The organism is Cobetia sp. PDI-12MA, from assembly GCF_059507695.1.
The window spans coordinates 1,947,873-1,974,057 of record NZ_CM183351.1; the positions used below are offsets into that span (position 1 = coordinate 1,947,873).

Here is a 26,185-nt window from a genome sequence, read left to right on the forward strand (position 1 = left end):
CATCATCCTGTATACCGTTATCATTTTCAGTGCACTAAATTCAGCTATCCCAACAAGGCATACGATAGTAGTCAAAGTGGACTCAGGACTTCCCACCGGATCTGAGGGTGGGAAGGCGAGCAAGGGTGGAAGGAGCAAAGAGAGGCAAGAAATACCCCAAGGACAAGACAACCAGGGAGGGGAATGCGTATTGGTGCCTGAGTAGCGGTCAACCTCACCAGTTCGATGCAGCTGGTTCAATGCAGGTAGCTCAGTACAGATAGCTCAGTGCGCTTCGCTCTGCACCTCGGCCTGTGCTTGCGGCTTGGGCAGCCCGCTCCAGGCCTCCAGTTGCTGACTGATACGGCGAGCCAGCCAGGAGCTCAGTCGACCACGACGCCACTCGACAAAGCCCACATGCCCACCGCGCTCACTGAGCTCGATACGCACGGCCTCGGAGGGTTGGTGGAAGCGTGCGAACAGATCGCGTGGCATGAAGGGGTCATCCAGCGATTGCAGTATCAGCGTCGGCAGTTCGATCTCGCTCAGCAGACGACCCGCCGAGGAGCGCGTGTAATAATCACTCGCCGAGGTGAAGCCATGCAGAGGCGCGGTGACTTCGTTGTCATAGGCCCAGAAACTGTTGAGCTGGGTCAGCTGATGCGCTCCGATCGAGATGGGTAGTGGGCCATTGGCAAGCTTCGCTGCCACCTTGGCCTTCAAGCCCTTGAGCAGATGGCGCTGGTAAAGGCGCGAGAAGCCCTGATTGAGCACATCCGCGCTGGCCGCCAGGTCCAGTGGGGCGCTGATGGCGATCGCGCCAGCCAGGTCCAGACCATCACCGCCTTGCTCAGCCACCAGCTTGAGCAGCATGTTGGCGCCCAGCGATACGCCACAGGCGACCTTGATGGCGTGCGGATAGCGTCGCCCGAGTTCGCCGAGCACCCAATAGGCGTCAGCGGTATCCCCGCTGTGATAGGCGCGCGGCAGGCGGTTGGGGGATTGCCCACAGCCACGGAAATGCATCATCACCGGTCGCCAGCCCATCCGGGCGGCTGCATTGAGCAGCTCACGGGCGTAGGGCGAGCTCAAGTCACCCTCAAGGCCATGAAATAGCACGAACAGGGGCGCATCGTCACTCAGGGCCGTCGTACGCTCACGCTTTTCATGACCGTCACTGATGACCCAGGCGAGCTCGACGAAGTCACCATCGGGAAGATTGAGAATCTCGGTGCGACGACTCAGGGGCGCGCGGGGCAGAAGGCGGGGCAACAAGGTCTGGACATGGCGATTGCGCAGGCCAAGGGCAGGGCGAAACTCTGACGTGAAGATGGAGTGCGGCATGTGAGGTAGCTCCAGTGGCAGGCCAGGGCGATGACGTTGGTGATCGGGTGATGGGCATGCCCTTGATGGCGGTGGCCTGCAGCAAGATCTGACAGGAATTTCTACACGGATATCGTTGGCATCATTTCACTTGACGACGCCAATCGCTAGTCGCAGTGCAGCATACGCATCGACGCCAAGGGCGCTAGCTCGCCCTGGATCACATTCTGGGCCTGGCGCTCGAATACTCAGCCTTGGGTCATGCGACAAAAAAGCCGCCATCGGCACAGGGCCCATGGCGGCGTGAGGCAGACGTGTGACGACAAGCGTTACAGCGAGAGACCCAGACAGTGTTGTGACAGGCCTGATTACAGACCTGTCGCCGGGCTGCGTGTCAGATTGAGGGCACCGTCTGCGGTGATGACCAGATTGTCCTCGATACGCACACCGCCATGCAGTGCCAGCGCCTCGACCAGCTTCCAGTCGATATGCTCACCGCGTGCATCGTTGCGCAGCGGCTCCAGCAACATGGGGATGATGTAGCAACCCGGTTCAATGGTGATGGCCATGCCGGCCTCTAGCATACGCGTCAGGCGCAGCATCGGGTGACCTTGCGGCGGATGACGGATGTCGCCGGTGGTGTGATCAGGAATGCGACCCGCCACGTCATGGACCTGCAGCCCCAGGAGGTGCCCGAGACCATGCGGACAGAAGGCTGCCGTGATCCCTTGTGCAACCTGATCTTCGGCGGGCAGGGACACCACGCCCAGTTCCCGCAGCAGCTCACCCAGCTCGCGATGCATCTCGAGGTGCAGATCAACGTAGTCCACCCCGGGCGCGAGCCTTGCGATCAGCCGCTTCTGCAGCGCCTCCACACCCTCGATCAGGGCGCGATAGAGCGGCAAGGCATCGTCGCCCGCCCAGCTGCGCGTGATGTCAGAGGCATAGCCGTGCACGCTGGCGCCGGCATCCACCAGCAGGCTGTGACGGGCGGCGGGAGCCTGCAAACCATAATGCTGGTAATGCAGAACCGCGGCATGCGCATTGAGACCCACGATATTGCCGTAAGGCACATCCGATTCGCGTTGGCGAGACGCGCCAAGATAGGCCAACTGGATATCGAGCTCCGCACCGCCTTCCATGAAGGTACGTCGGGCAGCCAGATGGCCACGCGCGGCGCGCAAGCTGGCTTCTTGCAGACAGGCGATCTCGAATTCGCTCTTGCAGACGCGCCCCTCGTCGAGCTGGCGCACCAGGCCGACCGGGTTGGGCAGTGCCTCAAGTTCGCTGACCACCTGCGGGTTGAGCTCGGCGATCTCGCCCAGCAGCGCCACGCGGCCCTCGGGACGCTGTGGCAGTGTCGGCTTGCGCAGATGGACGATCTCGAACTGCTCGGCCCATGGCGCAGTGTCTGGCGTCGGCAGGCTGGGTGACAGATGCCAGAAATCATCGGGGGCATAGAGGTAAAGCGTCGGACGCTCGCCCGGACGAATCACCAGCCAGCTATCGCTGAGACCCGCCATCGGCACCCAATGCAGAAAATGGGCATGCGACTTGAAGCTGGCATCCTGATCATCGGCGAAATGCCGCTTCGGCTTGCCACTGTGCAGCACGATGGCGTCCAGATCGTGCTGCTGCATGGCAACTTCGTAGCCTGTTTGCAGCACCGCCAGATGGGCGCGGTGTGCCGCGGCGTGGGTGATGGTCGGGTCGTTGAGCTGGCTGTCAGACATCATGTTTCCTTGCAAACGGTCGTCACACCTGACATGGAGAAGTGAGCGTCAATGGCGTGTTGTGGTGGAGAATGAGGGGATGAAGGAGAGATAAGAGTGCCGCTGAGCCGGCGCCGTCGACCCTCCTGCCCGGATGGCTCACGAGAAATGGGCTTCCAGCTGGTGCCAGAGTTCACTGACACTGTCGTGGCGCGGCACGCGCGGGCGATACAGGCGGATATGCAGGCTCAGATCCCAGCGTGGGTCACCGGCACGTACCAGCTTGCCGCTGGCGATTTCCTCTGCGGCCAGCCGTTGCGGCAACCAGCCGATGCCATAGCCCTGCAACACCAGAGCCTTGATGTTGGCCGCCTGGATATTCTCATTCATGGTGACCAGATGTGCCTGAATCGGGACCTGAGCGAGATGCGCCATCAGCGAGGTGGCGACGACGGCACGCGGGTGCGGGCTGATGAACGGCAGCGGATTGCGCCGCGTGCCCGGCAACTGATGACGCGGATTGCCATCCGCGCCGGGCGCGCACAGCGGGATGAAGGTTTCCTCGCCGACCACCAGGTATTGGTAACTGTCCAGCTCAAAACCCAAGTCTACCCGTGCCTGGGGCCAATAGCACAGCGCCAGGTCACATTCGCCGCGATCCAGCCCGTGGAAATAGTCGGCCGCCAGCCAGCCGGTGGCACGCAGATAGGGCAGCACCTGTTCACGCAGCTGAAGCTGGTCGAGCCAATCGGGCAGGAAGTGTGACACCAGAGACTGCGGCGCCCCCAGCGATATCTTGCTGGCTTGCTGCTGTGCCATGTCCTGCAGGCGTTCGCGTGTGATGCGAACGCGCTCGGTGATCTGCTCGCATAGCTGGAGAAATTCGTCTCCGGCGGGAGTGAGCGACAGCGGCAGGGTCTGACGATTGATCAAGGTGGTGCCCATCTCCTCTTCCAGCAACTTGATGCGGCGGGAAAAGGTGGGCTGAGAGACATTCTGTGCATCGGCTGCCCGCGAGAAATGTCGGGTCTGAGCCAGAACGATGAAATCTTCGAGCCAGCGAATTTCCATGTAATCGGAGTGCCTCGTCGGCCTGGGAACAGGCCATGTCAGGAGGTCGGGTGCACATCTCTTCGGACATGTCACACCAGAGTATCTTGGGGATGCGTCATCGGGGCCCGGTGCCACGCTGAATCTTCTTCTATCATCGTGGGCAATGGTGCCAATTGACCTGTTGGTCAGTAGCGGATGTGCGAAATCTTGCCCACACAAAACGCGAGATGCAATCGTCAATGAGGGCAAGACGCAAGGTTGCCGATGACAATGGCGACCTTGCGCGGTCTTTCCTTGCTTGAGGCCGGAAACGCAATGATCGATGGCGCCCATCACATCGCCGCCATCACATCGCCGCCATCACTTTCATCACTGCCATCACATCAGTCGATGCGGCCTTCTTCCACGGCGTGGCAGGCGACCTGACCGGTGTCCGTGGCGATCAGGCGCGGAATCTCGGTGCGGCAGCGCTGATTGGCATGCGGACAACGGCCATGGAAGACGCAACCCGAAGGCAGATTGACCGGCGTCGGCACCTCACCCTCGAGGCGAATGTGATTGGGTTTGTCATCGTGTAGCCGCGGAATCGCCGACATCAATGCCTGGGTGTAGGGGTGACGCGGGCGGGCGAACAGTGAACGGGTGTCCGCCAGCTCGCACAGCGTGCCCAGATACATCACCGCAACGCGGGTGCCGAAGTGCTCGACCACGGCCAGATCATGAGTGATGAACAGATACGTCAGGTTGCGTTGCTCCTGCGCCTCCATCATCAGGTTGAGCACCTGGGCCTGGATCGACACGTCCAGCGCTGAGATCGGCTCATCGGCGACGATGAATTCCGGGTCCACCGCGAGCGCCCGGGCAATGGAGATACGTTGGCGCTGGCCGCCGGAGAATTCGTGGGCGAAGCGCTTGCCCCAGTCCGGGTCGATGCCCACCGAGCGCATCACCTCCTCGATCTTGTCGCGCACCTCGCCATCCTTGAGCGTCGGCTGATGGAAGCGCAGCGGCTCCTCCAGGGTCTGCTGGATGGTCATACGCGGATTCAGCGACGCATAGGGATTCTGGAAGATCATCTGCATACGACGACGGTAGGGCAGCAGGTCCCGCGGGGCCATGTCATCGATGCGGGTACCGTCAAAACGTATCTCTCCACCGCTGGGCTTGAGAAGCCCCATCACGGTACGTGCGACCGTCGACTTGCCACAGCCGGATTCCCCGACCACGCACAGTGCCTCACCACGCTTGACATCCAGCGTGACGCCATTGATGGCGTGCACATATTCCTGCTTGCGACGCAGGCGTCCCTTCTCGAAGGTCAGCTGCTCGAGAAAGTCACCGGACAACGAGAAGCGCTTCTCGAGATCACGGATTTCCACCAGGGTTTCGCCAAGCTCGGCGCTATCCACACGGGTGGTGGAAGCCTGGGAGGAGGACTGAGCGTCCTTCAGAATTGCCGCGCTCATGCGTTCACCTCCGTGCGGTGGCTGTCAGTGGGTGTGGTGCCATTGCCGTTGGCATCTGAGATGATCGGGGTCCAGCGCTCGCCGGCCACCATGGCATCGACCATATGGCAGGCCACCTTGCAGTTGCCGGAGTTGGCAAAGGCCGGCACCTTCTCGAGGCAGATATTCGCCGCAAAGTCACAGCGCGGATTGAAGGCGCAGCCGGCCGGAATCTTGGTCAGGGTCGGCATCGAGCCACGAATCTGGTTCAGACGGCTGCCCGGGGTGGCCATCTGGGGCAGGGCGTTGATCAGCCCCTGGGTGTAGGGATGCTGAGCATCATTGATGATTTCGCGGGTCGGCCCCTGTTCGATGACGCGCCCGGCATACATCACCAGGGTGCGCTGGGTGACCTGGCTGACCACGCCCAGATCGTGGGTGATCAGTATCAGCCCGACGTTGTGCTTCTCGCACAGCAGCAGCAACAGCTCCATGATCTCGGCCTGGATGGTCACATCCAGTGCGGTGGTCGGTTCATCGGCGACGATGATGTCCGGGTCCAGCAACAGCGCGATGGCGATGATAATGCGCTGTCGCATGCCGCCGGACAGCTCATGGGGGTACTGATCCAGGCGCTTCTCCGGTGAGGGAATGAAGACCTGATTGAGCTTGTGCAGGGCGATGGCGCGCGCATCCTTGCGGGAGATGCGACGATGCGCCTTCAGACACTCGATCATCTGCTCGCCGATGGTCAACACCGGGTTGAGCGTCATCATCGGGTCCTGGAAGATCATCGAGATGCGGTTGCCGCGAATCGACTGTATCGCCTTGGGCTTGAGGGTGTTGAGCACTTCACCATCGAACTTGATTTCGCCGCCGGCGATGTAGCCGGGCTTGGCGATCAGATTCAGGATGGTGAAGGCCGCGACCGACTTGCCGGCCCCCGACTCACCGACGATCCCCAGCCGCTCACCGCGTTCCAGGGTGAAACTGACGTCGCGGAGGGCGCGCACCTCACCGCCTCGCATAGCGAAGCGGACGTCGAGGTTGTTGACTTCAAGTAGTGCCATTGTCTTGACTCCTCTCGGCTTCAGCCCTTGTAGAGACGCGGGTTCATGACATCACGCAGCCAGTCGCCCAGCAGGTTGATGACCAGGACCAGCACGATCAGCACACCACCGGGGATCAGCGTGATCCACCAGCTGCCTGACTGCAGGTAGTCGAAGCCGGATTTGATCAGTGACCCCAGCGACGGCTGGGTCTCCGGCATGCCGAGACCGAGGAAGGACAGCGCCGCCTCCGAGATGATCGCGTTGGCGATCTGCACGGTGGAGATGACGAAGATGGGCGACAGGGTGTTGGGCAGGATGTGACGGAACATGATGCGACGAGAGCGGAAGCCCATCACCCGCGCGGCATCGACGTATTCCTTGTTTTTCTCCGCCAGCACCGAGGCGCGGACGGTACGCGCATACTGCGGCCATTCCGCCAGCCCGATGATCAGGATCAACAGGATCAGCGCGTAGTCCGAGAAGGCGGCGCCACCGAAGGTCGCCTTGATGATGGCGCCCACCACGATGGCCACCATCAGGGTCGAGAACGATAGCTGGATATCGGCCATGCGCATCAGGAAGGCATCGATACGCCCGCCCAGATAGCCCGCCAGCAGCCCGAAGGTCACGCCGAGCAGCGCCTGCAGGATGACCGCGCCGAAGCCGATCAACAGCGACACGCGCGTGCCGTAGAGAATGGTGGAGAGCAGATCTCGCCCCTGGGCATCGGTGCCCAGCAGGAAGGCCGGATCACCGCCCGCCATCCACGCCGGCGGCAGCTCCGAGTTCATGATGTCGATACTGGCCAGGTCATAGGGATCAGCCGGAGCGATCCACGGCGCGAGGAAGGCCCCGATCACCATGGCGATGAACACTAACAGACAGGCCTGAGCCATCCAGTCACGCTTGAAGCTGTAGACCAGATAGGACTCGCGGAAACGCTGCCAACGGCCGGGGACCACGATGGAACTGGTCTTCGGGGTGACGGGCGCGTTGCTCGATTGGGTATTGGATTGGCTCATGCCGGTTTCCCCGCAAGCTTGACGGTGGGGTTGACCAGTCCGTAGATCAGATCGACGAGGGTATTGGTAATCACGAAGATCACGCCGACCATCATCAGATAGGCCACGATCAGCGGGATGTCGGAGCGGGTGATGGCCTCGAGGAACATCAGGCCCATGCCCGGCCACTGGAAGACGGTCTCGGTCAGGATGGTGTAGGCCACCATGGTGCCGATCTGCACGCCGCCGACGGTGATCACCGGCAACATGGTGTTCTTCAGTGCGTGCAGGAAGTAGATACGCTTGAGACCGATGCCCTTGGCGCGCGCGAACTTGATGTAGTCCGACTGCAGCACTTCCATCATCTCGGCACGAATCAGGCGGATGAACAGCGGCAGCATGATCGAGGCCAGCGAGATGGCCGGCAGCACCAGGTGCCAGAGGCCATCGGCGGTGAAGAAGCCGCTCGACCAGGTGCCCGCGACGTGTACCAGCTCACCACGTCCGTAGGAGGGCATGCCGCCATCGGTGGACAGCATGCCGTTCAGGACACTGCCCCAGGTGGTGTCGCTGGGGAACCAGTCCACCGTTACGCCGATCGCGAACAGCTGGATCAACACGATGGCGGTCAGGAAGACCGGCACCGAGATACCGATGATCGAGGTGCCCATGAACAGGCGGGACAGCCAGTTTCGTGGTCGGATCGCTGCGAACACCCCGATGGGGGCAGACAGCAGGATGATGATCAGGCTCGAGGCCATCACCAGTTCCAGCGTGGCGGGCAGGTGCTTGAGAATCACCTCGGTCGCCGGCTGCTTGTAGAAATACGAGGTGCCGAGGTCCCCTTGCAGGGCATTGCCGGCAAAACGCAGATATTGGGTGATGAAGGGGTCGTTGAGGCCCATTTCATCGCGCATGACTTCACGCTGGGCTTCCGACACGGCCTGGCCGGTCATCTCGCGCAGCGGATCACCCAGGTTGTCCTGGATGGCGAAGCTGATGATGCTGATCACGAACATGACCAGTACGGCGTGCATCAGGCGTTTGATCAGAAAGGCAATCATGGATCGCCACCTTCCTCGTGAACATCACGGTCTCGCGCGTGTCGGCCCTGGCCATGCTGACCGATCACGCTGGGTGTCAGGTATCCCGCCCGTCGCTGGCCTGTCATCGGGCACAGGCTCCCCAACCCATCACCGATAGGCGATAGTGAGGAAAACAACAGGCGGGGGTAAGTCGTCGCGTTCAGGCCTGAAGGGCAACCAGAGAACTCGATGTCAGTGTTTCACTGGTTGACTGTCTCTGGCTGCCTGCCTTGCCTGACGCGAGGGGTGAGTGAGGAATCGATGGGGAGTGGATGATCTGAGAGCACGGAATCAGTCCTTCACAGCCGCCTTCCACACCCCATCCATCTTGCCTGTCCCTCACTCACGCGGCGGGATCACTCCTGGTCGATGACCAGATCCCCCAGATACGGGAAGTTCATCACGTTGAGGACCGGCTCGATGTTGACGCCATCACGCGCGCCCCAGGCCAGGTTCTGCCAGTGCAGCGGCACGAAACCAGCATCGTCGTAGACGGCTTTCTCGGCGGCCTGCAGCATCTTGGCGCGCTTCTCGGTGTCGGTCTCCAGGTTGGCCTCGGTGACCATCTTGTCGACGTCCGGGTTGCAGTAGTTGCCGGAGTTGTACTGACCGACACCGCTGTCGGCATCCGGGCAGAAGGTCAGGAATTCGAAGAAGTTGGCACTGTCTTCGGTATCCGAGTGCCAACCGATCATCATCATGTCGGCAGCACGCGCATCATATTCCGGCCAGTACTGGGCCTTGGGCAGGGTCTTCAGGTCCACCGTGATGTTGATCTTGGCCAGCATCGAGGCGACGGCCTGGGCGATCTTGGCATCGTTCACATAGCGATTGTTGGGCGCCATCATGCTGATCTCGAAGCCATCCTCGTAGCCGGCTTCCTTCATCAGCTCCTTGGCCTTGGCCACGTCATAGCGCGGCGTCAGCTCGGGGTTGTGGCCCTGATAGCCATCCGGTGACATCTGGGCGGCGGGGGTCGCGAAGCCTTTCATCAGCTTCTGGGCGATGCCTTCCTGATTGATGGCGTAATTGACGGCCTGACGGACGCGCTTGTCCTTGAAGGCTTCGACACGCTCCTGGTTCATCTGGAAGGTGATGATGCGGGTGCCGCCCATCTCGACCAGGTGCACGCCGTCCTGCTTGCGAATGCGTTCCAGGTCGGTCGGCGGTACCGGCGCGATGAAGTCCATGTCGCCGGAGAGCAGCGCCGCGACACGCGTGGCGTTTTCCTTGATCGGCGTCAGCACGATGTCATCGACGTTACCCGGCGATTCGGTATCCCAGTAATCCTCGAAGCGCTCGAAACTGATCTTCACGCCCTGCTGACGGTCCGCGACCTTGTAGGGGCCAGTGCCGGACTCGTTGCGTGAGGCGAAAGTGTTGGCCGCCTTGGCGATCTCATCCTTGGCCTTGCCGTCTTCGGTCTCACCGGAATAGAACTCACTGTCCATCGGGAAGATGTAGGTGGCGGCATTCAGCACCAGTGGGAACGGCTTGTCGGTCACCAGATCCACGGTGTAGTCATCAACTGCCTTGACGTCGGTGAACGGCGCGAAGATGGCCTTGAAGTCGGCACTCTTCTTGAGGCGTTCGATGGTCCAGACCACATCCTTGGCGGAGAAGTCATTGCCGGAGTGGAACTTGACGCCTTCGCGCAGGTGGAAGCGCATGGTGTTGTCATCGACACGCTCCCAGCTCTTGGCCAGGCGGCCATCGAAGCCGAGATCCTTGTTCCAGCGAATCAGCGGGTCGTAGACCATGTGCGACAGCTGCAGGGTGCCGCCGGAGAGCTGTTCGTGGATATCGAGGGTCACGGGGTCAGCGTCGTAGGCCATGCGCAGGGTGACGTCTTCGGCCATTGCCGGAGCCGCCATGGCCAATGTCGCGCTGCCGATCAGCGCACACAGGGTCTTCTTGGGCAAGAAAGACTGGAGGGCATTCTGACGGGTCATGAGCATCCCTTTGCTTGTGTAGTTTGTTTGTTGTTGTGGCGATCCTGCGCGGCTGTTGAAGCAGACACGAAAGATGCGTTCTAACAGTAGGGAGTCATTTGGTCGCGGGACAATCGAAATGTTGAGTAGCAGGATGCAGGTGGTGAATAGCCTTTTCCTGACAACGCAACGTCATCCAGGCTGGTGCAGGGCGCGCGGTTGACGAAGCGACACCCCGGATGTCACACGGCGTAGCCATTTTTCACCTCGATAACGCCGTGAGCTGCGCGCGCTTTCTGCCAGGGCTATACGGGGCGATTCAGCGCTGCCACGCGCAAGGAAAGCCACCGTGATACTGGCCTGCCTCGTTCATTCCGCAAGACTTCACGACAAGTAAACTCCAATAGAATCAACTACTTGCTTAGGATACGATAATCAAGGTCTGGCAGGTCTTTCGAAGATGGTGTGGCCGTGATGTGTGTCAGTTCCGTCAGCCGATAGCGCCTGGTTGAGAGACACTGTCTACGCTGAATACCGCCAACCAGGCTTCACGCCACTTGGCGATAAACAAACGCCATCAGCAGCAGAAAAGCCGCCAGGGTACGCAGTGATTTTTCAATGAGTGCAGCCTCTGCACTTGATTGGTGCACATGGCGTTCTGCGACCAAAGTTGCGCCTCTGAGACCCTCCACAAAGGTCTGTGAGGTCAATACTGCGCTGTAAAATTCACAAACTGTGCGCTGAAAGCACGTGAAAGACTTCCCAGCTCAGACGATCGCTAGCCCTGATCCCATTCAATAGACGCCAAGGCAGTCGCCGCTGACAAGCACTGGCAAGGGAAGGAGCGTTTGAGATAAGGCGACTCAGGGTCAGTCTTGACAAGAGGGAGGCCTGAAACGCGACGCGCCTCCCGAGTGGGAGGCGCGTTGGAGACACTGCTGACGATGCTACCGGCACCTTGCGGCATCGGCAGCTGGATCAGGTCAGGTTGGCCTGCTCAGTCCTGCTGCGGCAAAGGCTCGATGCGGTCCACGCGATACAGCTGCGGCACCTGTGACAGATTGCTGATGGTGCAATCGAGGTTGTTCACTCGACCATCGGAAAGGCCGTAGACCCAGCCGTGCACTTCCAGCTTCTGACCGCGCTCCCAGGCACGCTGCAGGATCTTGGTTCTGGCCAGGTTCTGCACCTGAGAACGGACATTGAGTTCGCACATGCGATCGACCTGCTCATCCAGTGGCAAGTCCTTGAGCTCGTCATAGTGCAGGTTGTAGAGCTCACGCAGGGTGTGAAGCCAGTAGTCGACCATGCCATTGTCACCGCCGGTGATCGAGGCACGCACGCCACCACAACCGTAATGGCCGACGATCATGATGTGCTCGACCTTCAGGACATCGACGGCGTACTGGATCACCGACAACGCGTTCATGTCGTTGTAGTGGATCAGGTTGGCGACATTGCGATGAACGAAGACTTCGCCGGGCGGCAGGTCGATGATCTGGTTGGCGGGTACGCGGGAATCCGAGCAGCCGATCCACAGAAAGTCAGGATTCTGCTGGTCCGAGAGGCGCTTGAAGAACTCAGGGTCGCGCTCGGTCATGGATTCAGCCCAGACCTTGTTTTGCTCAAGCAGCTTTTTGATATCGCTCATGGCAGGGAGACCACTTTTTCAAATGACGGGGGGCAGGGGATAGTTTTCACACAGAGGCGTTGGCCGTGATGCCTCTCGGGCTCAGACCTTCTGGGCTCAGGCCCACGAGACAGCTAGTGACGGCAGCGTCAGGCAAGGCGTCAGAGCGCTGATGTGACGAGCGACAATGTTACGCGCCCGCGGAGCGCTTCGCCAATGACGGTGCTAGCCCCTGTGCCAGCACGTTGTAACTTTTGTCTAACATGCTTGTGGGACATATTTACCGTGTCAGAGGCCACAGGGTCAACCTGAAGGCCGATACGCAGGTAACCGCGCCCAGCGACGCGGGACTCCCGAGGCCGCGCGAGTCCTGATACCATGTGGCCAATTCATCAAGGAGATTCCCGTGACCGATCAGACCCATCAGCCTGCGACAGGCCAGTTTGACTTCGACCTGTTCGTCATTGGTGCCGGCTCCGGCGGCGTTCGCGCTGCCCGGACCGCCGCCGCGACCGGCGCCCGCGTTGCCGTGGCAGAAGACCGCTACCTCGGCGGTACCTGTGTCAATGTCGGTTGCGTGCCCAAGAAGCTCTACTCCTACGCTGCCCACTACCATGATGCCTTCAAGGACAGCGCCGGCTTCGGTTGGGATCTGGGCGACGCTCCGCGCTTTGACTGGGCGACCCTGCGCGATCGCAAGACCGCCGAGATCTCTCGTCTGAACGGTATCTATCGCAATCTGCTCAACAATTCCGGCGCCACGCTGATCGAAGGCCGTGCCACCATCGCCGATGCCAACACCGTTGTCGTCAATGACGAGCGCCACACCGCGGCCAAGATTCTGGTCGCCACCGGTGGCTGGCCGTTCCTGCCGGATTTTCCGGGTCGTGAACATGCGCTAGATTCCAACCGCATCTTCGATCTGGAAAGCTTCCCGAAGCGCTTCTTCGTCATCGGTGGCGGCTATATCGCCGTCGAGTTCGCCAGCATCTTCAATGGCCTGGGTGCCGAGACGCATCTGAGCTATCGCGGCGACCTGTTCCTGCGCGGCTTTGACAACGAAGTACGCGAGTTCACGCGTGACGAGATGGCCAAGAAGGGCGTCAATCTGCACTTTAACACCACGGTCGAGTCCATCGACAAGCAGGGCGACGTCTACAGCGTGCGTCTCAGCGATGGCCAGGTGCTGGAAGTGGATTGCATCCTCGCCGCCACCGGTCGCAAGCCGAACATCGAAGGCCTGGGGCTCGAGAATGCCGATGTGGCGCTGAATGTCGATGGCACCGTGCGCGTCAACGAACGCTTCGAGACCACCACCCCGTCCATTCTCGCGCTGGGTGACATCATCGGTGGCCCGGAACTGACGCCGGTGGCGCTTGAAGAAGCCATGCACCTGGTGCGTGCGCACTTCGGCGACGGCGTCGTGGGTGGCCTGGACTATGACAGCATCGCGACGGCGGTATTCTGTCATCCGAACATCGGTACCGTCGGCCTCAGCGAGGAAGCGGCGCGCGAGAAGTTCGACAGCATCCGCGTCTACACCGCTGACTTCCGTCCGCTCAAGCACACCCTATCCGGCAGCGATGAGCGCAGCCTGATGAAGCTGATCGTCGATGACGCCAGCGACAAGGTCGTCGGCGTGCACATGGTCGGTGATGAAGCCGGTGAGATCATGCAGGGCATCGGCATCGCCGTGCGTGCCGGCCTGACCAAGGCCGACTTCGACCTGACCGTGGGCATTCACCCGACGGCAGCGGAAGAGTTCGTCACCATGCGCAGTGTCACGCGCACCTGACAAGCCAGTCGCCAAGACGGCTCGTCGAAATGACTGAGCCTTGAAAAGACTGAACGTCGTAAAAACAAAACGCCCCACGGCTTTGCCGTGGGGCGTTCTTGCATGCGTCTTCTGCGTGCTCCCAGGCGCATATTAACTGCGAAAGGGGAAACATGGTTACTGAGTAACGGTGCAGGTTACACAATCAGCAGCAGCCAACACCTGAAGCCGCGCGGAAAGTTGCACGCAATGAGGAAGCGGCAATCCTCGTGTGGCGAGAGACAAGTCGATGCCAGCGCAGTTCACTGCCAACACCTACTCCTTTCGTAGCATAAAGCGTGACAATCTGGTACTCGCGCACTTCAGCTATGCTAGTCTCAGTGCAGCGTTATGCACCTCAAATTACTGAAATATCAGCCATGTGGCAGTGGATAAGCCTGAAAATCGGCTTGTTTCACACGCGATAAAGGCAAAGGGCTGGCCGGGATCGAGGTGCACGACGGCAAGACCAATAACAAGCCAGCAAAGGGAGTTTCAACATGACCATGATCAAGAAGTCGCTGACAGCGGCGGTCGCGACCGCAGGTCTTGGCCTGATGGGGATCTCCGGAGGCGCCAGCGCCGCCGAGCAGACCTTCGTAACCATCGGCACCGGCGGTGTAACAGGCGTTTACTATCCGGCTGGTGGTGCAATCTGCCGCTTGGTCAACCGTGGCAAGGCCGAACACGGCATTCGCTGCAGCGTCGAGTCCACGGGCGGTTCCGGCTATAACCTGAACAGCATCCGTACCGGCGAGCTGGACATGGGCGTTGCCCAGTCTGACGCGCATTACAATGCCTATGAAGGCAAGGGCGACTTCGAAGACTTCGGCCCGAACAAGGACCTGCGTTCACTGTTCTCCCTGCACCCGGAACCGTTCACTGTCGTTGCTCGCAAGGACAGCGGCGTGACCGAGTTCGACCAGCTGGAAGGCAAGCGCATGAACATCGGCAACCCGGGTTCCGGTCAGCGCTCGACCATCGACACTCTGCTGTCCTCGCAGGGCAAGGACACCAGCGTGTATTCCGTGGCCTCCGAGCTTAAGGCCTCCGAGATGTCTTCCGCACTGTGTGACAACAAGATCGACGGTTACGTCTACGTCGTGGGTCACCCGTCCGGTTCCATCAAGGAAGCGACCACTACCTGTGATGCGAACATCGTCAATGTCACCGGCGACGCCGTCACCAAGCTGGTCGAAGAGAAGCCTTACTTCTCCGTCGCGACCATCCCGGGTGGCATGTACCGCGGCAACGATGACGACGTGACCACCTTCGGTGTCCGCGCCACCATCGTCTCCAGTGCCGAAGTCGAAGACCGCGTCGCCTACGAAGTGGTCAAGGCCGTGTTCGACAACTTCGATCAGTTCCAGCGCCTGCACCCGGCGTTCCAGGTCCTGAAGAAGGAAGAGATGGTCAATGCTTCCCTGACGGCGCCGCTGCACGATGGCGCCAAGCAGTACTACAAGGAAGCTGGCCTGCTGAGCGAGTGATATGCCCTGCGCGCCTCGCCTGCGAGGCGCCGTGCATCAACGCTCATCCTGCGCTCAAGGACCCGAGCACAGGGAATTCCCGGAGACCGCACTCGTTGCGGTCTCCGCGCTTGTGGAAAGTCTGCATTCCCGGCCGGCCACTTAGGCCGAGCAGGAAAGGGCCAAGCAGGAAAAGGCTGGGCAGGGATAGCGCAGCAGAGACACCCGCCGTCAGCGCGCCGCCAGGACTTGCCTGCGAGTGGCAAGTGGCGTGACGGCAGCCGCAGCATGGACAAGCGTGACCAGGCAAGGTCTCACGCTCGTCACGAGCCTAGCTCGCTGCCCGTTCAGGAAATCGTTCAGATAATTTGCGCCCTGATCGGGTGAATCAATGGAAACATCTGTCAGGCCGGACATACTGAAGACGTAACCAGCTTGATAAGCATGTGGTTGAGCAGGGCCTTCTGGTCGAGAAGGAAGGTGACCTGTCAGCCATCGCCTGACTCGCGTACCGGATCACAAAAATGACCAAAACCCAAACTGCAGCAACGTCTCAGGCGTCAGACGCCGAGACGCATCATGATGCTGAAGTCCTCGAGATGCTGGAGTCGGAAACCGGCGGCCGTCATCCCGTAGGCTTCGTGGGCCGCCACTTCATGTGGCTGATTCCACTGGCATGGTCGTTGTTTCAGCTTTACCACGCCTCGCCGCTGTCACTGCTCAATTCCGACACCGCGCGCGCCGTGCATCTCTGCTTTGCCATCTCGCTGGCCTTCGTGGCGTATCCGGCCTACAAGGGTGCACCGGCCAATCGTATTCCTCTCTATGACTGGGCCCTGGCGATCTTCGCCGTGGCGGGTGTCGCCTATGTGCTGATCTTCAGTGATGAACTGGCACGTCGCGCTGGCGCCTATACCACCGTGGACCTGGTGTTCTCGGGGATCGGCCTGGTCCTGCTGCTGGAAGCCACGCGGCGCGCACTCGGGCCGCCACTGGCGGTCGTCGCCAGCGTCTTTCTGCTCTACAGCCTGTTCGGCGCCTACATGCCCGACGTCATCGCGCATGCCGGGGCCAGCCTCAACAAGCTGCTCGGCCACCAGTGGCTGACCACGGAAGGGGTATTCGGGGTCGCGCTCGGCGTTTCCACCGACTTCGTGTTCCTGTTCGTGCTGTTCGGTGCCTTGCTTGAGCGCGCAGGCGCCGGCAACTACTTCATCCGCATGGCCTTCTCCATGCTCGGCCACATGCGTGGCGGGCCAGCCAAGGCCGCCGTCGTCGCCTCTGGCTTGTCCGGCATCATCTCCGGCTCCTCCATCGCCAACGTCGTCACCACCGGCACCTTCACCATCCCGCTGATGAAGAAGGTCGGCTTCCCGGCCACCAAGGCGGGCGCCGTGGAAGTGGCCGCGTCCACCAATGGCCAGCTGACGCCGCCGATCATGGGCGCCGCGGCCTTCCTGATGGTCGAATACGTCGGCATTCCTTACCTTGACGTCATCAAGCATGCCTTGCTGCCGGCATTGATCTCCTACATCGCCCTGATCTACATCGTGCACCTGGAAGCGTGCAAGGCCGGCATGGAAGGCCTCAAGCGCACCCAGAAGACCAGCATGATCGCGACCTTGCTGACCTTCCTGACCGTCTTCATCGGCATGGGGATACTCACGCTGGTCGTCTACTACGGCATCGGCTGGATCAAGACCCTGGCGGGTGATGGCGCGGTCTGGATCGTGCTGCCGCTGCTGCTGGCCTCCTATGTGGCACTGATCGCCTATTCGGCACGCTTCCCGGAACTTGGGGAAGGCGATATCGATGTACTGCCGCCGGTCGGCCCGACCGTCAAGGTCGGTCTCTACTTCCTGCTGCCGGTCGTGGTACTGGTGTGGTGCCTGACCGTTGAACGCATGTCACCGGGGCTGTCGGCCTTCTGGGCCGTGTTATTCATGATCTTCATCACCGTGACCCAGCGTCCGCTGGTGGCCATCTTCCGCAAGGAAGGCAATGTCGGTGGCGCCGCGCAACGCGGTGGCGAAGACCTCTTCCATGGCCTGGTGATCGGCGCCAAGAACATGATCGGCATCGGCGTGGCCACCGCGGCGGCAGGTATCGTCGTGGGCACCGTGACCCTGACCGGTCTGGGCCTCAAGATGACCGCCTTCGTCGAGTTCATCTCGGCCGGCAATCTGATGCTGATCCTGCTCTTCACCGCCGTGATCAGCCTGATCCTGGGCATGGGCCTGCCGACGACTGCCAACTACATCGTCGTCTCGACGCTGATGGCGCCGGTCATCGTCAATCTGGGCGCCGAAAACGGCCTGATCGTGCCACTGATCGCCGTGCACCTGTTCGTGTTCTACTTCGGGATATTGGCCGATGACACGCCACCGGTGGGGCTAGCCGCCTTCGCGGCGGCCGCGATCGCCAAGGCAGACCCGATCAAGACCGGTATCCAGGGCTTCACCTACGATATCCGCACCGCGATCCTGCCGTTCATGTTCATCTTCAATACCAATCTGTTGCTGATGAACATCGACAGCTACTGGCATCTGGCGATCACGGTGGCCTCGGCCGTCGCGGCGATGCTGGTCTTCGCGGCGGCGACGCAAGGCTACTGGCTGACGCGTACGCGCTGGTACGAGACCATCGGTCTGCTGCTGATCACCTTCACGCTGTTCCGTCCGGGTTACTGGTGGGACATGATCTATCCGCCGACCACCATGGCCGCGCCCCAGCAGATCGAGACGCTGATCGCCGAAGCGCCGGTGGACAGCAAGCTGCCGATTCACGTCTCGGGCATCAACCTGGATGGCGACGAGGTCTCCAAGACCGTGTTGCTGCCGGTTTCTGACGCCGAGAGTGGCGAAGCCCGCCTGACCGATGTCGGCCTGACGCTGGATATCAGCGACGATCAGGTGCTGGTCAGCATGATCGAGTACGGCAGCGTGGCACAGCAGGCCGGCATCGATTTCGACTTCACCATCGATGGCATCCAGCAGAAAGCTGAGCGTCCGCCGAAGGAAATCGCCATGCTGCCGGCACTGGCATTGCTGTGGCTTATCGGCTTCCTGCAGGTACGTCGACGTCGCCAGCAACCCGCCGCTGCCTGACGACGAAGGGCTATCCGAGCGACAAGATAGCGCTTGAGAGAATCAACCCTCACGACGAATGCCGTGAGGGGATAAACAAAAGCCGCCCCCGAGATTCTCGGTGGGCGGCTTTTCATGCCTGCGGCGCGGCTGGCTCTCTCTGCTACAGGTTGGCGCTGCTCAGCATGCTGCTGTCAGGCACCTGGCAAGAGGGCATTTCATGAGGGAGCCACAGTATGCGCCTGCCTTGCGTGACCTGTCTGCAAGGCTAGCGTGAAATCTGAACGCGTTTTTGCAACACAATCGACATATTCATCATGCTAGCTTCAAGGGGCACACTCCAACGGAAGGCATGTCGCCAATGGTAAGAGTCGAGAAGCAGTCCCGTCGTCTGTACGTCCTCGATACCAACGTGCTGATCCACGACCCCTCAGCCCTGTTCCAGTTTGACGAGCATGATGTCGTCATTCCGATGACAGTGCTGGAGGAGCTGGACAAGCACAAGAATGGCAACAAGGAGATTGCCCATACCGCCCGCCAGATCAGCCGTACGCTGTCCGATCTCACCGCGGATGTCACACCGCAGGAAATCCTGCGTGGAATTCCGCTCCCGCCTTCCATGAATGGCGCGGGCAACCTTCATTTCCTCTCCGGCCATGTCGATCAGAGCGACGTCTGTGCCGACAATCGCATACTCGCCGAGACTCGAAGCCTGTCTGCACGCTGTCAGGACGCCTCGGTCATCCTGGTGACCAAGGACATCAACCTGCGCATCAAGGCCGCCGCCCTGGGCATGGCGGTGGAAGACTATCTGACGGATCGCGCCTTCACCGACAGCGACGCCATGATCGAGGGCGTCAAGCTCTTCCATGAGGCCGGCCACGACGGCCAGGGCGTCTGGGATGACATGCAGGTCGATGTCACCGTCACGCGCGAGCATCATCGCACCTTCTATGAGCTGTCAGGTCAGATGCCCAAGGACTGGTACCCGGGCATGCTGATCGCGGATTGCGATGGAGATGATGGCGCCAGCTTCGAGGCCATCGTGCGCGAGCTGGAGCACGACTATGCACGCCTGGAAGTGCTGCAGAACTATCGCAACGAGCGCAGCGCCTGGGGGGTGAATGCCCATGACAGTCGCCAGAACTTCGCCCTCAATCTGCTGATGGACGACAGCGTCGACATGGTGTCGATCGCGGGCAGTGCAGGCACAGGCAAGACCTACATGACGCTGGCTGCCGCATTCGAGCAGACGCTGGAGAAGAAGCGTTTCGAGCGCATCATCTTCACCCGCGCGCCGATCGCGATGGGCGAAGAGATCGGCTTTCTGCCCGGTACCGAAGAAGAGAAGATGTCACCGTGGATGGGGGCTTTCCACGACAACATGGATAACCTGTTGCGCAAGGAAGGAGAAGGCACCAGCGCCTGGAACGAGGAGGCCACGCGCGCCTGGATCGGCAATCGTGTCCAGATCCGCTCACCGTCCTTCATGCGCGGCCGCACGTTGAGCGACACCTTCCTGATCATCGATGAAGCCCAGAACCTGACACCCAAGCAGCTCAAGGGCCTGCTGACACGGGCGGGCGCCAACACCAAGGTGGTTCTGCTGGGCAATGTGGGCCAGATAGACACTCCCTACCTGACTGCCAATACCTGTGGCCTTGCGGTGGCAGTGCAGCGCTTCAGCTCGTGGCCGCATGCCAGTCACGTGACACTCAAGTGCGTCGAGCGCTCACGTCTGGCACTGGTCGCGGAAGAGCTGCTGTAAGTGGTTCATCACACTTTCGACAACCTGATAGCCACACGATGGCGTCGTCATCACGACACTGGCGGCTCTGGCATCACAAGCTCGGCATCAAGAAGTGGTATCACGAGAATGAGACCACGACAGCACTGACAGAAAACGCCGCCCTGATGGGCGGCGTTTTCGTGTGCATTGCGTCATGTCAGTCACGGAGATCACGCCGCAAATGCGTGGCAATCACTCGCAAGGCTTTCAGCATACGAAGGGCGGCAAGGGCGCAAAGGCCAGGCGTTCCTTGAGCAGCTTGTTCTCATGTGTCAGCTGTCCGAGCTGGGCCTCCAGGCGTGAGTATTCCGCCGAGGAGTGCTCCAGCTGCGCACGCATGTCCTTGAGCTCCGTCTCGCGCTGCTGGCGAGCCTTTGTCTCTTCAAAGCGGCGACGCTCTTCTTCCTGTAGCTGCTTGCGTTGCTCGGCCGCCTGGGCATCGAGACGCTCGACGCGCTTCTCGAGCTGCTCTTGACGACGTCGATGCTGCTTGTCGAGCTCACTCTTCTCGAGCCGTGCATCATCCAGCATCTTCATCAGGCGCGTTTCACTGGATTCATGACGCGCCTCTTCCTGCGCGAGGCGTTCCTTCCACTCGCTTTCCTGCGCCTGAATAGCCTGTTGATGACGCTCATGGTCCACTTCGCGCGTGCGCTCCATGGCCGCGATGTCTTCCTGGGCCAGGGTCAGACGCTTTTCGAGCTTGTCCTGCAGCTGCTGCCAATGTTCCTGCTCATTGGTCAATGTCGCCAAGGCCTGCACGCGCTCTTCAAGTCGCGCCTGCACCTGGACCAATTGCTCGGACAGGGCGCTGAGACGCTGTTCGGCATCTTCCGCGCGGCGCTGTGCCTGCGCTTCGGCTTCACGCGCCTCGACGGTCTGCTTGTCCGCTTCCTGGCGATAGTGCACCAGACTTTCATTGGCCAGTGACTGCGCCTCTTTCCAGACCGTGGCCAGGGTCTCGGTGAGACTGTCGGGCATGGCCTGGCTCAGCGGCTCATCACGCTTCTCGGCGCGTCGCTGGCGCCAGTCACGCAGATGATCGCTGATGGTGGTGAAGCTGCCGGTCCCCAGCACTTCACGAATCTTCTGCACGCTCGGGGCCTCGCCCCGCGCCATCAGTGACTCGATGGCTCGTTGTACATCCTCGTACTGGACGCCAGTGCGCGCCATGGGAATCTCCGTCCGTAGTCCGTCATTGATACGTAGTCTGTCATTGATACGTCGTCAGTCGTTGCTGCTTGACCGCCATTACGCCACGAAGCGCGGCCAACTACCACTCTCCAGCACGCACTCTCATAACGTAAAGGCAGCGGATGGGCCACGTCATCTGAAAGAGCGTCACCATGGATGACGCTCGCCTTCTTCTGCCGTCGGCCTATCATCAGCTTGGCGCCCATCTTAACGATGTTTTCTGACAAGATAAAGATAATTACATATTACGTAATACGTAATTTACGATACGAGCAGATTAATAAATTCATGATTACGCGCCTTATCTTGAATTATGATGACCATAACGTCACAATCAGCCCCGAGGACAGGGCAAGCCTGGTCAGAACAGGGAAGTACAGAGCAGGAAGGGGCAGACAAGAGAAGGGCAGGGGCGCCACAGGAGCGGCGCACGCCTGACATGACGCGCCAGACGGGCGATATACAGCCAAGATGCTGCAAGGGGAGTTGATCGGTGGAAGAAAGCACGCATGACGGCATCACGGCGCTGGTCGGGCATCTCGAGGGCGAGCTATCCAGAGTGCAGCAGCATGCCCAGCTGACGACCACTGATGATCGCTCACTGATTCGCGCCCGCACCGATGTCGAGGCTGTGGCCGCCTGGCTCAACGAGTATCGTCACAGTGCTCAGACGCTGCGTGCCTATCGCAAGGAGGCGGAGCGCCTGCTGCTATGGCTCAAGGCTGAGGGAGAGCAGGGCAGAGAAGCCGCCCTGGCCAGTCTGGATCGCGAACGACTCGAGCACTTCGAGGCGTTTCTGGCCGACCCTCAGCCAGCAGAGGTCTGGATCGGCAGCGTGCGTGCCCGCAAGCACCCGCAGTGGCGCCCCTTTCGTGGCCCGCTGGCCCCTGCCAGCCGCCGTCAGAGCCTGGTGATCCTGCAGGGCATGTATGCCTGGCTGATCGAGGCCGGCTACCTGTCACGCAATCCCTTTCGTCTGATGCGCGACAAGCGCCGCATGGACAACCGCACGCTGCGTATCGAACGGTATCTCGAGCGACCGCTATGGGACTGGTTGTGGGGGCGTATCGAAGCGCATTGCGATGAGCTGACACCGATCGGTGCTTCACCTGAGGACGAGGTGTCCCGCGAGCGCTTCATGGCCGAGCGCCAGCGCTTTCTGTTCGCATTCGCCTATCTGATGGCGCCACGCATCGCGGAAATGGCCGCCGCAAGGATGGGCGATATCGTCAAGCGGGAAGGCCAGTGGTGGTGGCGGGTGGTCGGCAAGGGCGCCAAGCTGGCCGAGATCCCGCTGCCGCCGCCGATGCTCGAAGCGCTGGTTCGCTGGCGACGCCTGCGCGGGCTCAGTGATCTGCCGCAGGCACTGCCCGCCGATGAGTCGCTGTCGCTGCTGGTACGCCTGGATGGCACGACGCCGCTCGGCGACAATCAGCTCTACCGCTTGATCAAGCAGACTTTTACCCAGGCTGCCCAAGACATGCGCCAGCGAACCCAGAGCCCCGGCGATGCCAGTGAGCTGATGGCGCGCACCCTCGATCAGGCAAGCCCTCACTGGCTACGACACACCGCGATCACTCATCAGGCCCAGGCCGGGGTGGAACTGCGCTTTCTGTCGCGCTCCGCCAGACACTCGCGACTGGATACGACATCGCGCTATCTGCACCCCGAGGACAGCGAGTGGCAGCAACAGATGGCCAGACATTCGCTGGCGAGGCCAGGCCATCCGCCTGAGGTACCAGAATACGACCCATGAGCGCTGTCACACACGCTCAGGCCCGAGGCGTCGTGCGTCCGGCGAGATCAGGCGTTATCATGGCGACAGCGTATCTTCAGACACTTTGCAGTGACATCATCGGGAGTCAGCATGAGCGACGCGCAACAAGCGCAGGCGGAACTGGTCGAGGAATTCAGCTTCTTCGACAACTGGATGGACCGCTATCAGTACATCATCGATATGGGCAAGGCGCTGCCGGAGTATCCGGAGGAATTGAAAGGCCCTGAGACCAAGATCGACGGCTGCCAGTCCAACGTCTGGATTCACCCTGAAGTGCGTGGCGAAGGCAGCGAGCAGCGCCTGCATTTCCAGGCGACCTCGGACGCCGCCATCGTGGCAGGCCTGATCGCCGTCGTGTTGCGCATCTACAACGACCGGACCCCGCAGGAAATCGTCGCCACCCAGCCGACCTTCCTCAATGAGCTCGGCCTCGACAAGCACCTGTCGCCGACGCGCTCCAACGGCCTGCATGCGATGCTCAAGCGCATCTACGGTGTGGCCGAGCTTCACGCCAACGCCTGAGGCCTGAGGCCCAGGCCCGATACTTCAGGACCAGGCCGACACGAGTAACGCAAGACGCCCGCCATTCCAGCCTCGAGATTTCGAGCGGAATGGCGGGCGTCTTTTTTGGGTTCTTTCTCAAGAACTTCTTAGGGTATTGTCAGGCGGTTCAGCAGGGCGTCTTCGTGCTCTCAGCGATGCTCGCGCACCTCCAGTACATGCGTCATGGCCTGATGCTGACCATCCCAGACGTAGCGCAGGTGCGGCCCCTGAATGGGGATGCTGACCGCCGGCGGGCGCAGGATGGCAGCGCACTCGGCACTTGCATCCACCTGAGCGTGGCGCACGCTGGGGTAGAGCAGACCAAAGCTGCCAGCTTCTCTCAACCTGGCGGCAAAGGCCTGGCCAGCGGGGTAGCTGGCCATATCTGGCTGACAGAGAGCGTCATGGCCCTCGCGAATGTCATGCAGTGGCTGTGTCACGCGATTGACGTAACTGCGCATGGTCATTTCCTGACTGGGCTGCGCGGTATCTGCCAGAAAGCGCGCCATGTGGAAGCGGGTCTCACTGATCGCGGTATCCAGCGTACTGGCGCAATAATAGACCCCGAAACTGCCATCAGTGAAGCGCGAGGCACGCCCGATGTGCGTGAAGGCCGCCATCACCGGCGTGGAACCCGGCCCGCTGATGCGGTCTTGCGGCGCGACGCGACTCAGCTCGCCGGCTTCTTCGCGCAGACGATCATTGGTCAGCGCCTCGATGGCAAACGCCATCTCCAGCTCATCAGGCTCGAGAATGTCCTCGAATACCGAAATGGGCGGGAAGGCGCTGGAGATCACGCGCCAGGCGTTCTGCCAGTCCGGCAGCGTCAAGGCGGGCAGAGCAGAGTCATCGGCATGCTTGCCTTCGATCGTCCATTCGCTCATCCACGCACTCCGTCGAGATAACGACGAGTGTCGGCCAGCGAGACCACTTGCCCGGCCAGCATGTAGTCCAGCGCACTCTGGCCATTGAAGGGCGCCGCACGATTGGGGCGACGCACCCATTCATGGGCCATCTCGGGCGTATTGCTGAACAGGATGCGCAGGGCCTTGTGGATCCCCATCACGTAGGAGATACGCTCCAGGGTGTCGTTGGGCAGGCGCACTTCCGGCAGCTTGCGGTACTTGTGGTAGGTGGTGGTGCCGATGCCCCCCAGCAGCACGCGCTGATCCGCCGCGCTGCACTGCCACTTCTCCATGATGTTGAAGAAGGACTTGAGGGCAACGCGGCCCGCACCGGGGCTGGTAGGGGACACACGATCGAGGGCGGCTGCGGTGGACATGACATTCTCCTGCTGACTGACGATGACGTCACAGCTGACGCCATACACATGTGAATAATAACATAAAAACACTTCACATGCGCACAGCCATCCGCAAGTCTCACCCGCCCCGCAGAATACGCGGCCCAGTCACTCACCCCGGTCACTCACAAGGTATACACCCTCAAGACCTGGGCGCGTCATCCTGATCATGCTTGTCACAGCAGCTGGCAGATGACGGGCGATCCTTGCGCGGTGGTACGGGGTCCACGCCGCCCGGCCCACCCAGCGGGTGGCAGCGTGACAGACGCCTGGCCGTGAGCCAGCACCCCTTGAGGGGCCCATGCACCTTGATGGCCTCCAGTCCGTAACTGGAGCAGGAAGGATAGAAGCGACAGCGCGGCCCCAGCAGCGGGCTGAGCACCAGCTGATAGCCGCGCAGCAAGCCGGTCAGCAGGCGCGTCATGACCGACGTCACGCCGCGCCTGAGGAAGTGGCGACGTTCAGGCGCTGCCATACAGGGTGTTCGGGTCAATGATCGGTGCATCGGTAATCTCGGCTCCTTCAGCATCCAGGCGCCAGTAGAAGCAGCTCTTGCGGCCGGTATGGCAGGCAGGGCCTGTCTGATCGACCTTGACCAGCAGGGTGTCGCCATCGCAGTCCAGATGCGTACTGACCAGCATCTGCTGTTGGCCCGAGCTCTCGCCCTTGCGCCACAGCTTGCTGCGCGAGCGAGAGAAGTAGCACACGCGACCGGTGGAGAGCGTTTCGCGCAGGGCTTCGGCGTTCATCCACGCCATCATCAGTATCTCGCCGCTGTCGTGCTGTTGCGCGATGGCGGGAATCAGACCGTCGCCATTCCAGGGCAATGCGGCGATCAGCGTCTCCAGCGCGACCTTCTCGCCGACGTCGGCATTCTCCAGCGACTTGAGCAGTCCATCCTGAGCCATTGAGGGTGTTTCCTTGCAGAGTCCATATCGAAGCCCCGGCAGTGTCATGTCACGCTGGCCGGGACTCACGCAGTATCAGTGTCACAAGCCGC

At 61.0% G+C, this 26,185-nt stretch carries 20 protein-coding genes; 6 read left to right on the forward strand and 14 right to left on the reverse strand.

Annotated elements, in window-relative coordinates; all coding sequences use genetic code 11:
• Positions 1–264: 264 nt before the first annotated feature.
• The 9 genes from AC5WNI_RS08400 to can form a co-directional block, all read right to left on the reverse strand.
• Positions 265–1,323, reverse strand: a complete 1,059-nt coding sequence (locus AC5WNI_RS08400) for a hydrolase (RefSeq protein WP_175088767.1) — start codon at positions 1,321–1,323, stop codon at positions 265–267.
• A 347-nt stretch (positions 1,324–1,670) separates the two neighbouring features.
• Positions 1,671–3,035: a Xaa-Pro dipeptidase gene (gene pepQ / locus AC5WNI_RS08405; RefSeq protein WP_175088768.1), complete on the reverse strand. Its 1,365-nt coding sequence runs from the start codon at positions 3,033–3,035 to the stop codon at positions 1,671–1,673.
• Between the two features lie 138 nt (positions 3,036–3,173).
• Complete coding sequence (locus AC5WNI_RS08410; RefSeq protein ID WP_175088769.1) at positions 3,174–4,085, reverse strand: LysR family transcriptional regulator; 912 nt, start codon at positions 4,083–4,085, stop codon at positions 3,174–3,176.
• Positions 4,086–4,450: 365 nt separating this feature from the next.
• Positions 4,451–5,533, reverse strand: coding sequence for an ABC transporter ATP-binding protein (locus AC5WNI_RS08415; RefSeq protein ID WP_175088770.1), 1,083 nt, complete (start codon positions 5,531–5,533; stop codon positions 4,451–4,453).
• Complete coding sequence (locus AC5WNI_RS08420) at positions 5,530–6,582, reverse strand: ABC transporter ATP-binding protein (RefSeq protein WP_175088771.1); 1,053 nt, start codon at positions 6,580–6,582, stop codon at positions 5,530–5,532. Before AC5WNI_RS08420 ends, AC5WNI_RS08415 begins: the two co-directional genes overlap by 4 nt.
• A 20-nt stretch (positions 6,583–6,602) precedes the next feature.
• Positions 6,603–7,586, reverse strand: coding sequence for an ABC transporter permease (locus tag AC5WNI_RS08425; RefSeq protein WP_175088772.1), 984 nt, complete (start codon positions 7,584–7,586; stop codon positions 6,603–6,605).
• Entirely contained in the window at positions 7,583–8,629 is a 1,047-nt protein-coding gene (locus AC5WNI_RS08430; RefSeq protein ID WP_175088773.1) for an ABC transporter permease, read from the reverse strand. The genes AC5WNI_RS08425 and AC5WNI_RS08430 overlap by 4 nt, the downstream gene beginning before the upstream one ends.
• Before the next feature lie 377 nt (positions 8,630–9,006).
• Positions 9,007–10,602 (reverse strand): ABC transporter substrate-binding protein, encoded by a 1,596-nt coding sequence (locus AC5WNI_RS08435; RefSeq protein WP_495929116.1) that lies wholly within the window; start codon positions 10,600–10,602, stop codon positions 9,007–9,009.
• A gap of 976 nt (positions 10,603–11,578) precedes the next feature.
• A complete protein-coding gene (gene can, locus AC5WNI_RS08440) occupies positions 11,579–12,232 on the reverse strand; it encodes a carbonate dehydratase (protein WP_175088775.1) in 654 nt (217 codons plus the stop codon).
• Positions 12,233–12,617: 385 nt separating this feature from the next.
• On the opposite strand from can, the gene gorA reads away from it, so the two are divergent.
• The 4 genes from gorA (at position 12,618) to AC5WNI_RS08460 (ending at position 20,347) form a co-directional block, all read left to right on the forward strand.
• The gene (gene gorA, locus AC5WNI_RS08445) at positions 12,618–14,006 is read left to right on the forward strand and encodes a glutathione-disulfide reductase (protein WP_495929118.1); all 1,389 of its coding nucleotides are present in this window, start codon (positions 12,618–12,620) and stop codon (positions 14,004–14,006) included.
• Between the two features lie 524 nt (positions 14,007–14,530).
• Entirely contained in the window at positions 14,531–15,514 is a 984-nt protein-coding gene (locus AC5WNI_RS08450; RefSeq protein WP_217485816.1) for a TAXI family TRAP transporter solute-binding subunit, read from the forward strand.
• Positions 15,515–16,017: 503 nt separating this feature from the next.
• Complete coding sequence (locus AC5WNI_RS08455) at positions 16,018–18,600, forward strand: TRAP transporter permease (protein WP_175088777.1); 2,583 nt, start codon at positions 16,018–16,020, stop codon at positions 18,598–18,600.
• 340 nt (positions 18,601–18,940) lie between these two features.
• Positions 18,941–20,347 (forward strand): PhoH family protein, encoded by a 1,407-nt coding sequence (locus AC5WNI_RS08460; RefSeq protein WP_175088778.1) that lies wholly within the window; start codon positions 18,941–18,943, stop codon positions 20,345–20,347.
• Positions 20,348–20,575: 228 nt separating this feature from the next.
• Here the strand turns inward: AC5WNI_RS08460 and AC5WNI_RS08465 are convergent, their stop codons facing one another.
• Positions 20,576–21,541: a DNA-binding protein gene (locus AC5WNI_RS08465; RefSeq protein WP_175088779.1), complete on the reverse strand. Its 966-nt coding sequence runs from the start codon at positions 21,539–21,541 to the stop codon at positions 20,576–20,578.
• Positions 21,542–22,055: 514 nt separating this feature from the next.
• Here AC5WNI_RS08465 and AC5WNI_RS08470 point away from each other — a divergent pair.
• Positions 22,056–23,318: a tyrosine-type recombinase/integrase gene (locus AC5WNI_RS08470; protein ID WP_495929121.1), complete on the forward strand. Its 1,263-nt coding sequence runs from the start codon at positions 22,056–22,058 to the stop codon at positions 23,316–23,318.
• Positions 23,319–23,429: 111 nt separating this feature from the next.
• On the forward strand, positions 23,430–23,861 hold the full coding sequence (locus tag AC5WNI_RS08475; RefSeq protein ID WP_495929123.1) for a SufE family protein: 432 nt from the start codon (positions 23,430–23,432) through the stop codon (positions 23,859–23,861).
• A 170-nt stretch (positions 23,862–24,031) separates the two neighbouring features.
• Here AC5WNI_RS08475 and AC5WNI_RS08480 read toward each other — a convergent pair whose 3' ends face one another.
• From AC5WNI_RS08480 to hisI, 4 genes are all read right to left on the reverse strand, one after another.
• The gene (locus AC5WNI_RS08480) at positions 24,032–24,766 is read right to left on the reverse strand and encodes an RES family NAD+ phosphorylase (RefSeq protein ID WP_285460839.1); all 735 of its coding nucleotides are present in this window, start codon (positions 24,764–24,766) and stop codon (positions 24,032–24,034) included.
• Positions 24,763–25,164: an MbcA/ParS/Xre antitoxin family protein gene (locus tag AC5WNI_RS08485; protein ID WP_176677103.1), complete on the reverse strand. Its 402-nt coding sequence runs from the start codon at positions 25,162–25,164 to the stop codon at positions 24,763–24,765. The genes AC5WNI_RS08480 and AC5WNI_RS08485 overlap by 4 nt, the downstream gene beginning before the upstream one ends.
• A gap of 163 nt (positions 25,165–25,327) precedes the next feature.
• Positions 25,328–25,660, reverse strand: a complete 333-nt coding sequence (gene yidD, locus AC5WNI_RS08490) for a membrane protein insertion efficiency factor YidD (RefSeq protein ID WP_495929125.1) — start codon at positions 25,658–25,660, stop codon at positions 25,328–25,330.
• The gene (hisI, locus tag AC5WNI_RS08495; protein WP_495929126.1) at positions 25,647–26,093 is read right to left on the reverse strand and encodes a phosphoribosyl-AMP cyclohydrolase; all 447 of its coding nucleotides are present in this window, start codon (positions 26,091–26,093) and stop codon (positions 25,647–25,649) included. Before hisI ends, yidD begins: the two co-directional genes overlap by 14 nt.
• Between the last annotated feature and the right edge of the window lie 92 nt (positions 26,094–26,185).

Bases quoted from the DNA above. Each gene is read 5' to 3' on its own strand.
- AC5WNI_RS08415 (WP_175088770.1), bottom strand. From the start codon at position 5,533: ATGAGCGCGGCAATTCTGAAGGACGCTCAGTCCTCCTCCCAGGCTTCC.
- AC5WNI_RS08435 (WP_495929116.1), bottom strand. From the start codon at position 10,602: ATGACCCGTCAGAATGCCCTCCAGTCTTTCTTGCCCAAGAAGACCCTG.
- AC5WNI_RS08455 (WP_175088777.1), top strand. From the start codon at position 16,018: ATGACCAAAACCCAAACTGCAGCAACGTCTCAGGCGTCAGACGCCGAG.
- AC5WNI_RS08480 (WP_285460839.1), bottom strand. From the start codon at position 24,766: ATGAGCGAATGGACGATCGAAGGCAAGCATGCCGATGACTCTGCTCTG.
- AC5WNI_RS08485 (WP_176677103.1), bottom strand. From the start codon at position 25,164: ATGTCCACCGCAGCCGCCCTCGATCGTGTGTCCCCTACCAGCCCCGGT.
- AC5WNI_RS08410 (WP_175088769.1), bottom strand. From the start codon at position 4,085: ATGGAAATTCGCTGGCTCGAAGATTTCATCGTTCTGGCTCAGACCCGA.
- AC5WNI_RS08400 (WP_175088767.1), bottom strand. From the start codon at position 1,323: ATGCCGCACTCCATCTTCACGTCAGAGTTTCGCCCTGCCCTTGGCCTG.
- hisI (WP_495929126.1), bottom strand. From the start codon at position 26,093: ATGGCTCAGGATGGACTGCTCAAGTCGCTGGAGAATGCCGACGTCGGC.
- AC5WNI_RS08460 (WP_175088778.1), top strand. From the start codon at position 18,941: ATGGTAAGAGTCGAGAAGCAGTCCCGTCGTCTGTACGTCCTCGATACC.
- AC5WNI_RS08425 (WP_175088772.1), bottom strand. From the start codon at position 7,586: ATGAGCCAATCCAATACCCAATCGAGCAACGCGCCCGTCACCCCGAAG.
- can (WP_175088775.1), bottom strand. From the start codon at position 12,232: ATGAGCGATATCAAAAAGCTGCTTGAGCAAAACAAGGTCTGGGCTGAA.
- AC5WNI_RS08450 (WP_217485816.1), top strand. From the start codon at position 14,531: ATGATCAAGAAGTCGCTGACAGCGGCGGTCGCGACCGCAGGTCTTGGC.
- AC5WNI_RS08420 (WP_175088771.1), bottom strand. From the start codon at position 6,582: ATGGCACTACTTGAAGTCAACAACCTCGACGTCCGCTTCGCTATGCGA.
- AC5WNI_RS08430 (WP_175088773.1), bottom strand. From the start codon at position 8,629: ATGATTGCCTTTCTGATCAAACGCCTGATGCACGCCGTACTGGTCATG.
- pepQ (WP_175088768.1), bottom strand. From the start codon at position 3,035: ATGTCTGACAGCCAGCTCAACGACCCGACCATCACCCACGCCGCGGCA.
- yidD (WP_495929125.1), bottom strand. From the start codon at position 25,660: ATGGCAGCGCCTGAACGTCGCCACTTCCTCAGGCGCGGCGTGACGTCG.
- AC5WNI_RS08465 (WP_175088779.1), bottom strand. From the start codon at position 21,541: ATGGCGCGCACTGGCGTCCAGTACGAGGATGTACAACGAGCCATCGAG.
- AC5WNI_RS08475 (WP_495929123.1), top strand. From the start codon at position 23,430: ATGAGCGACGCGCAACAAGCGCAGGCGGAACTGGTCGAGGAATTCAGC.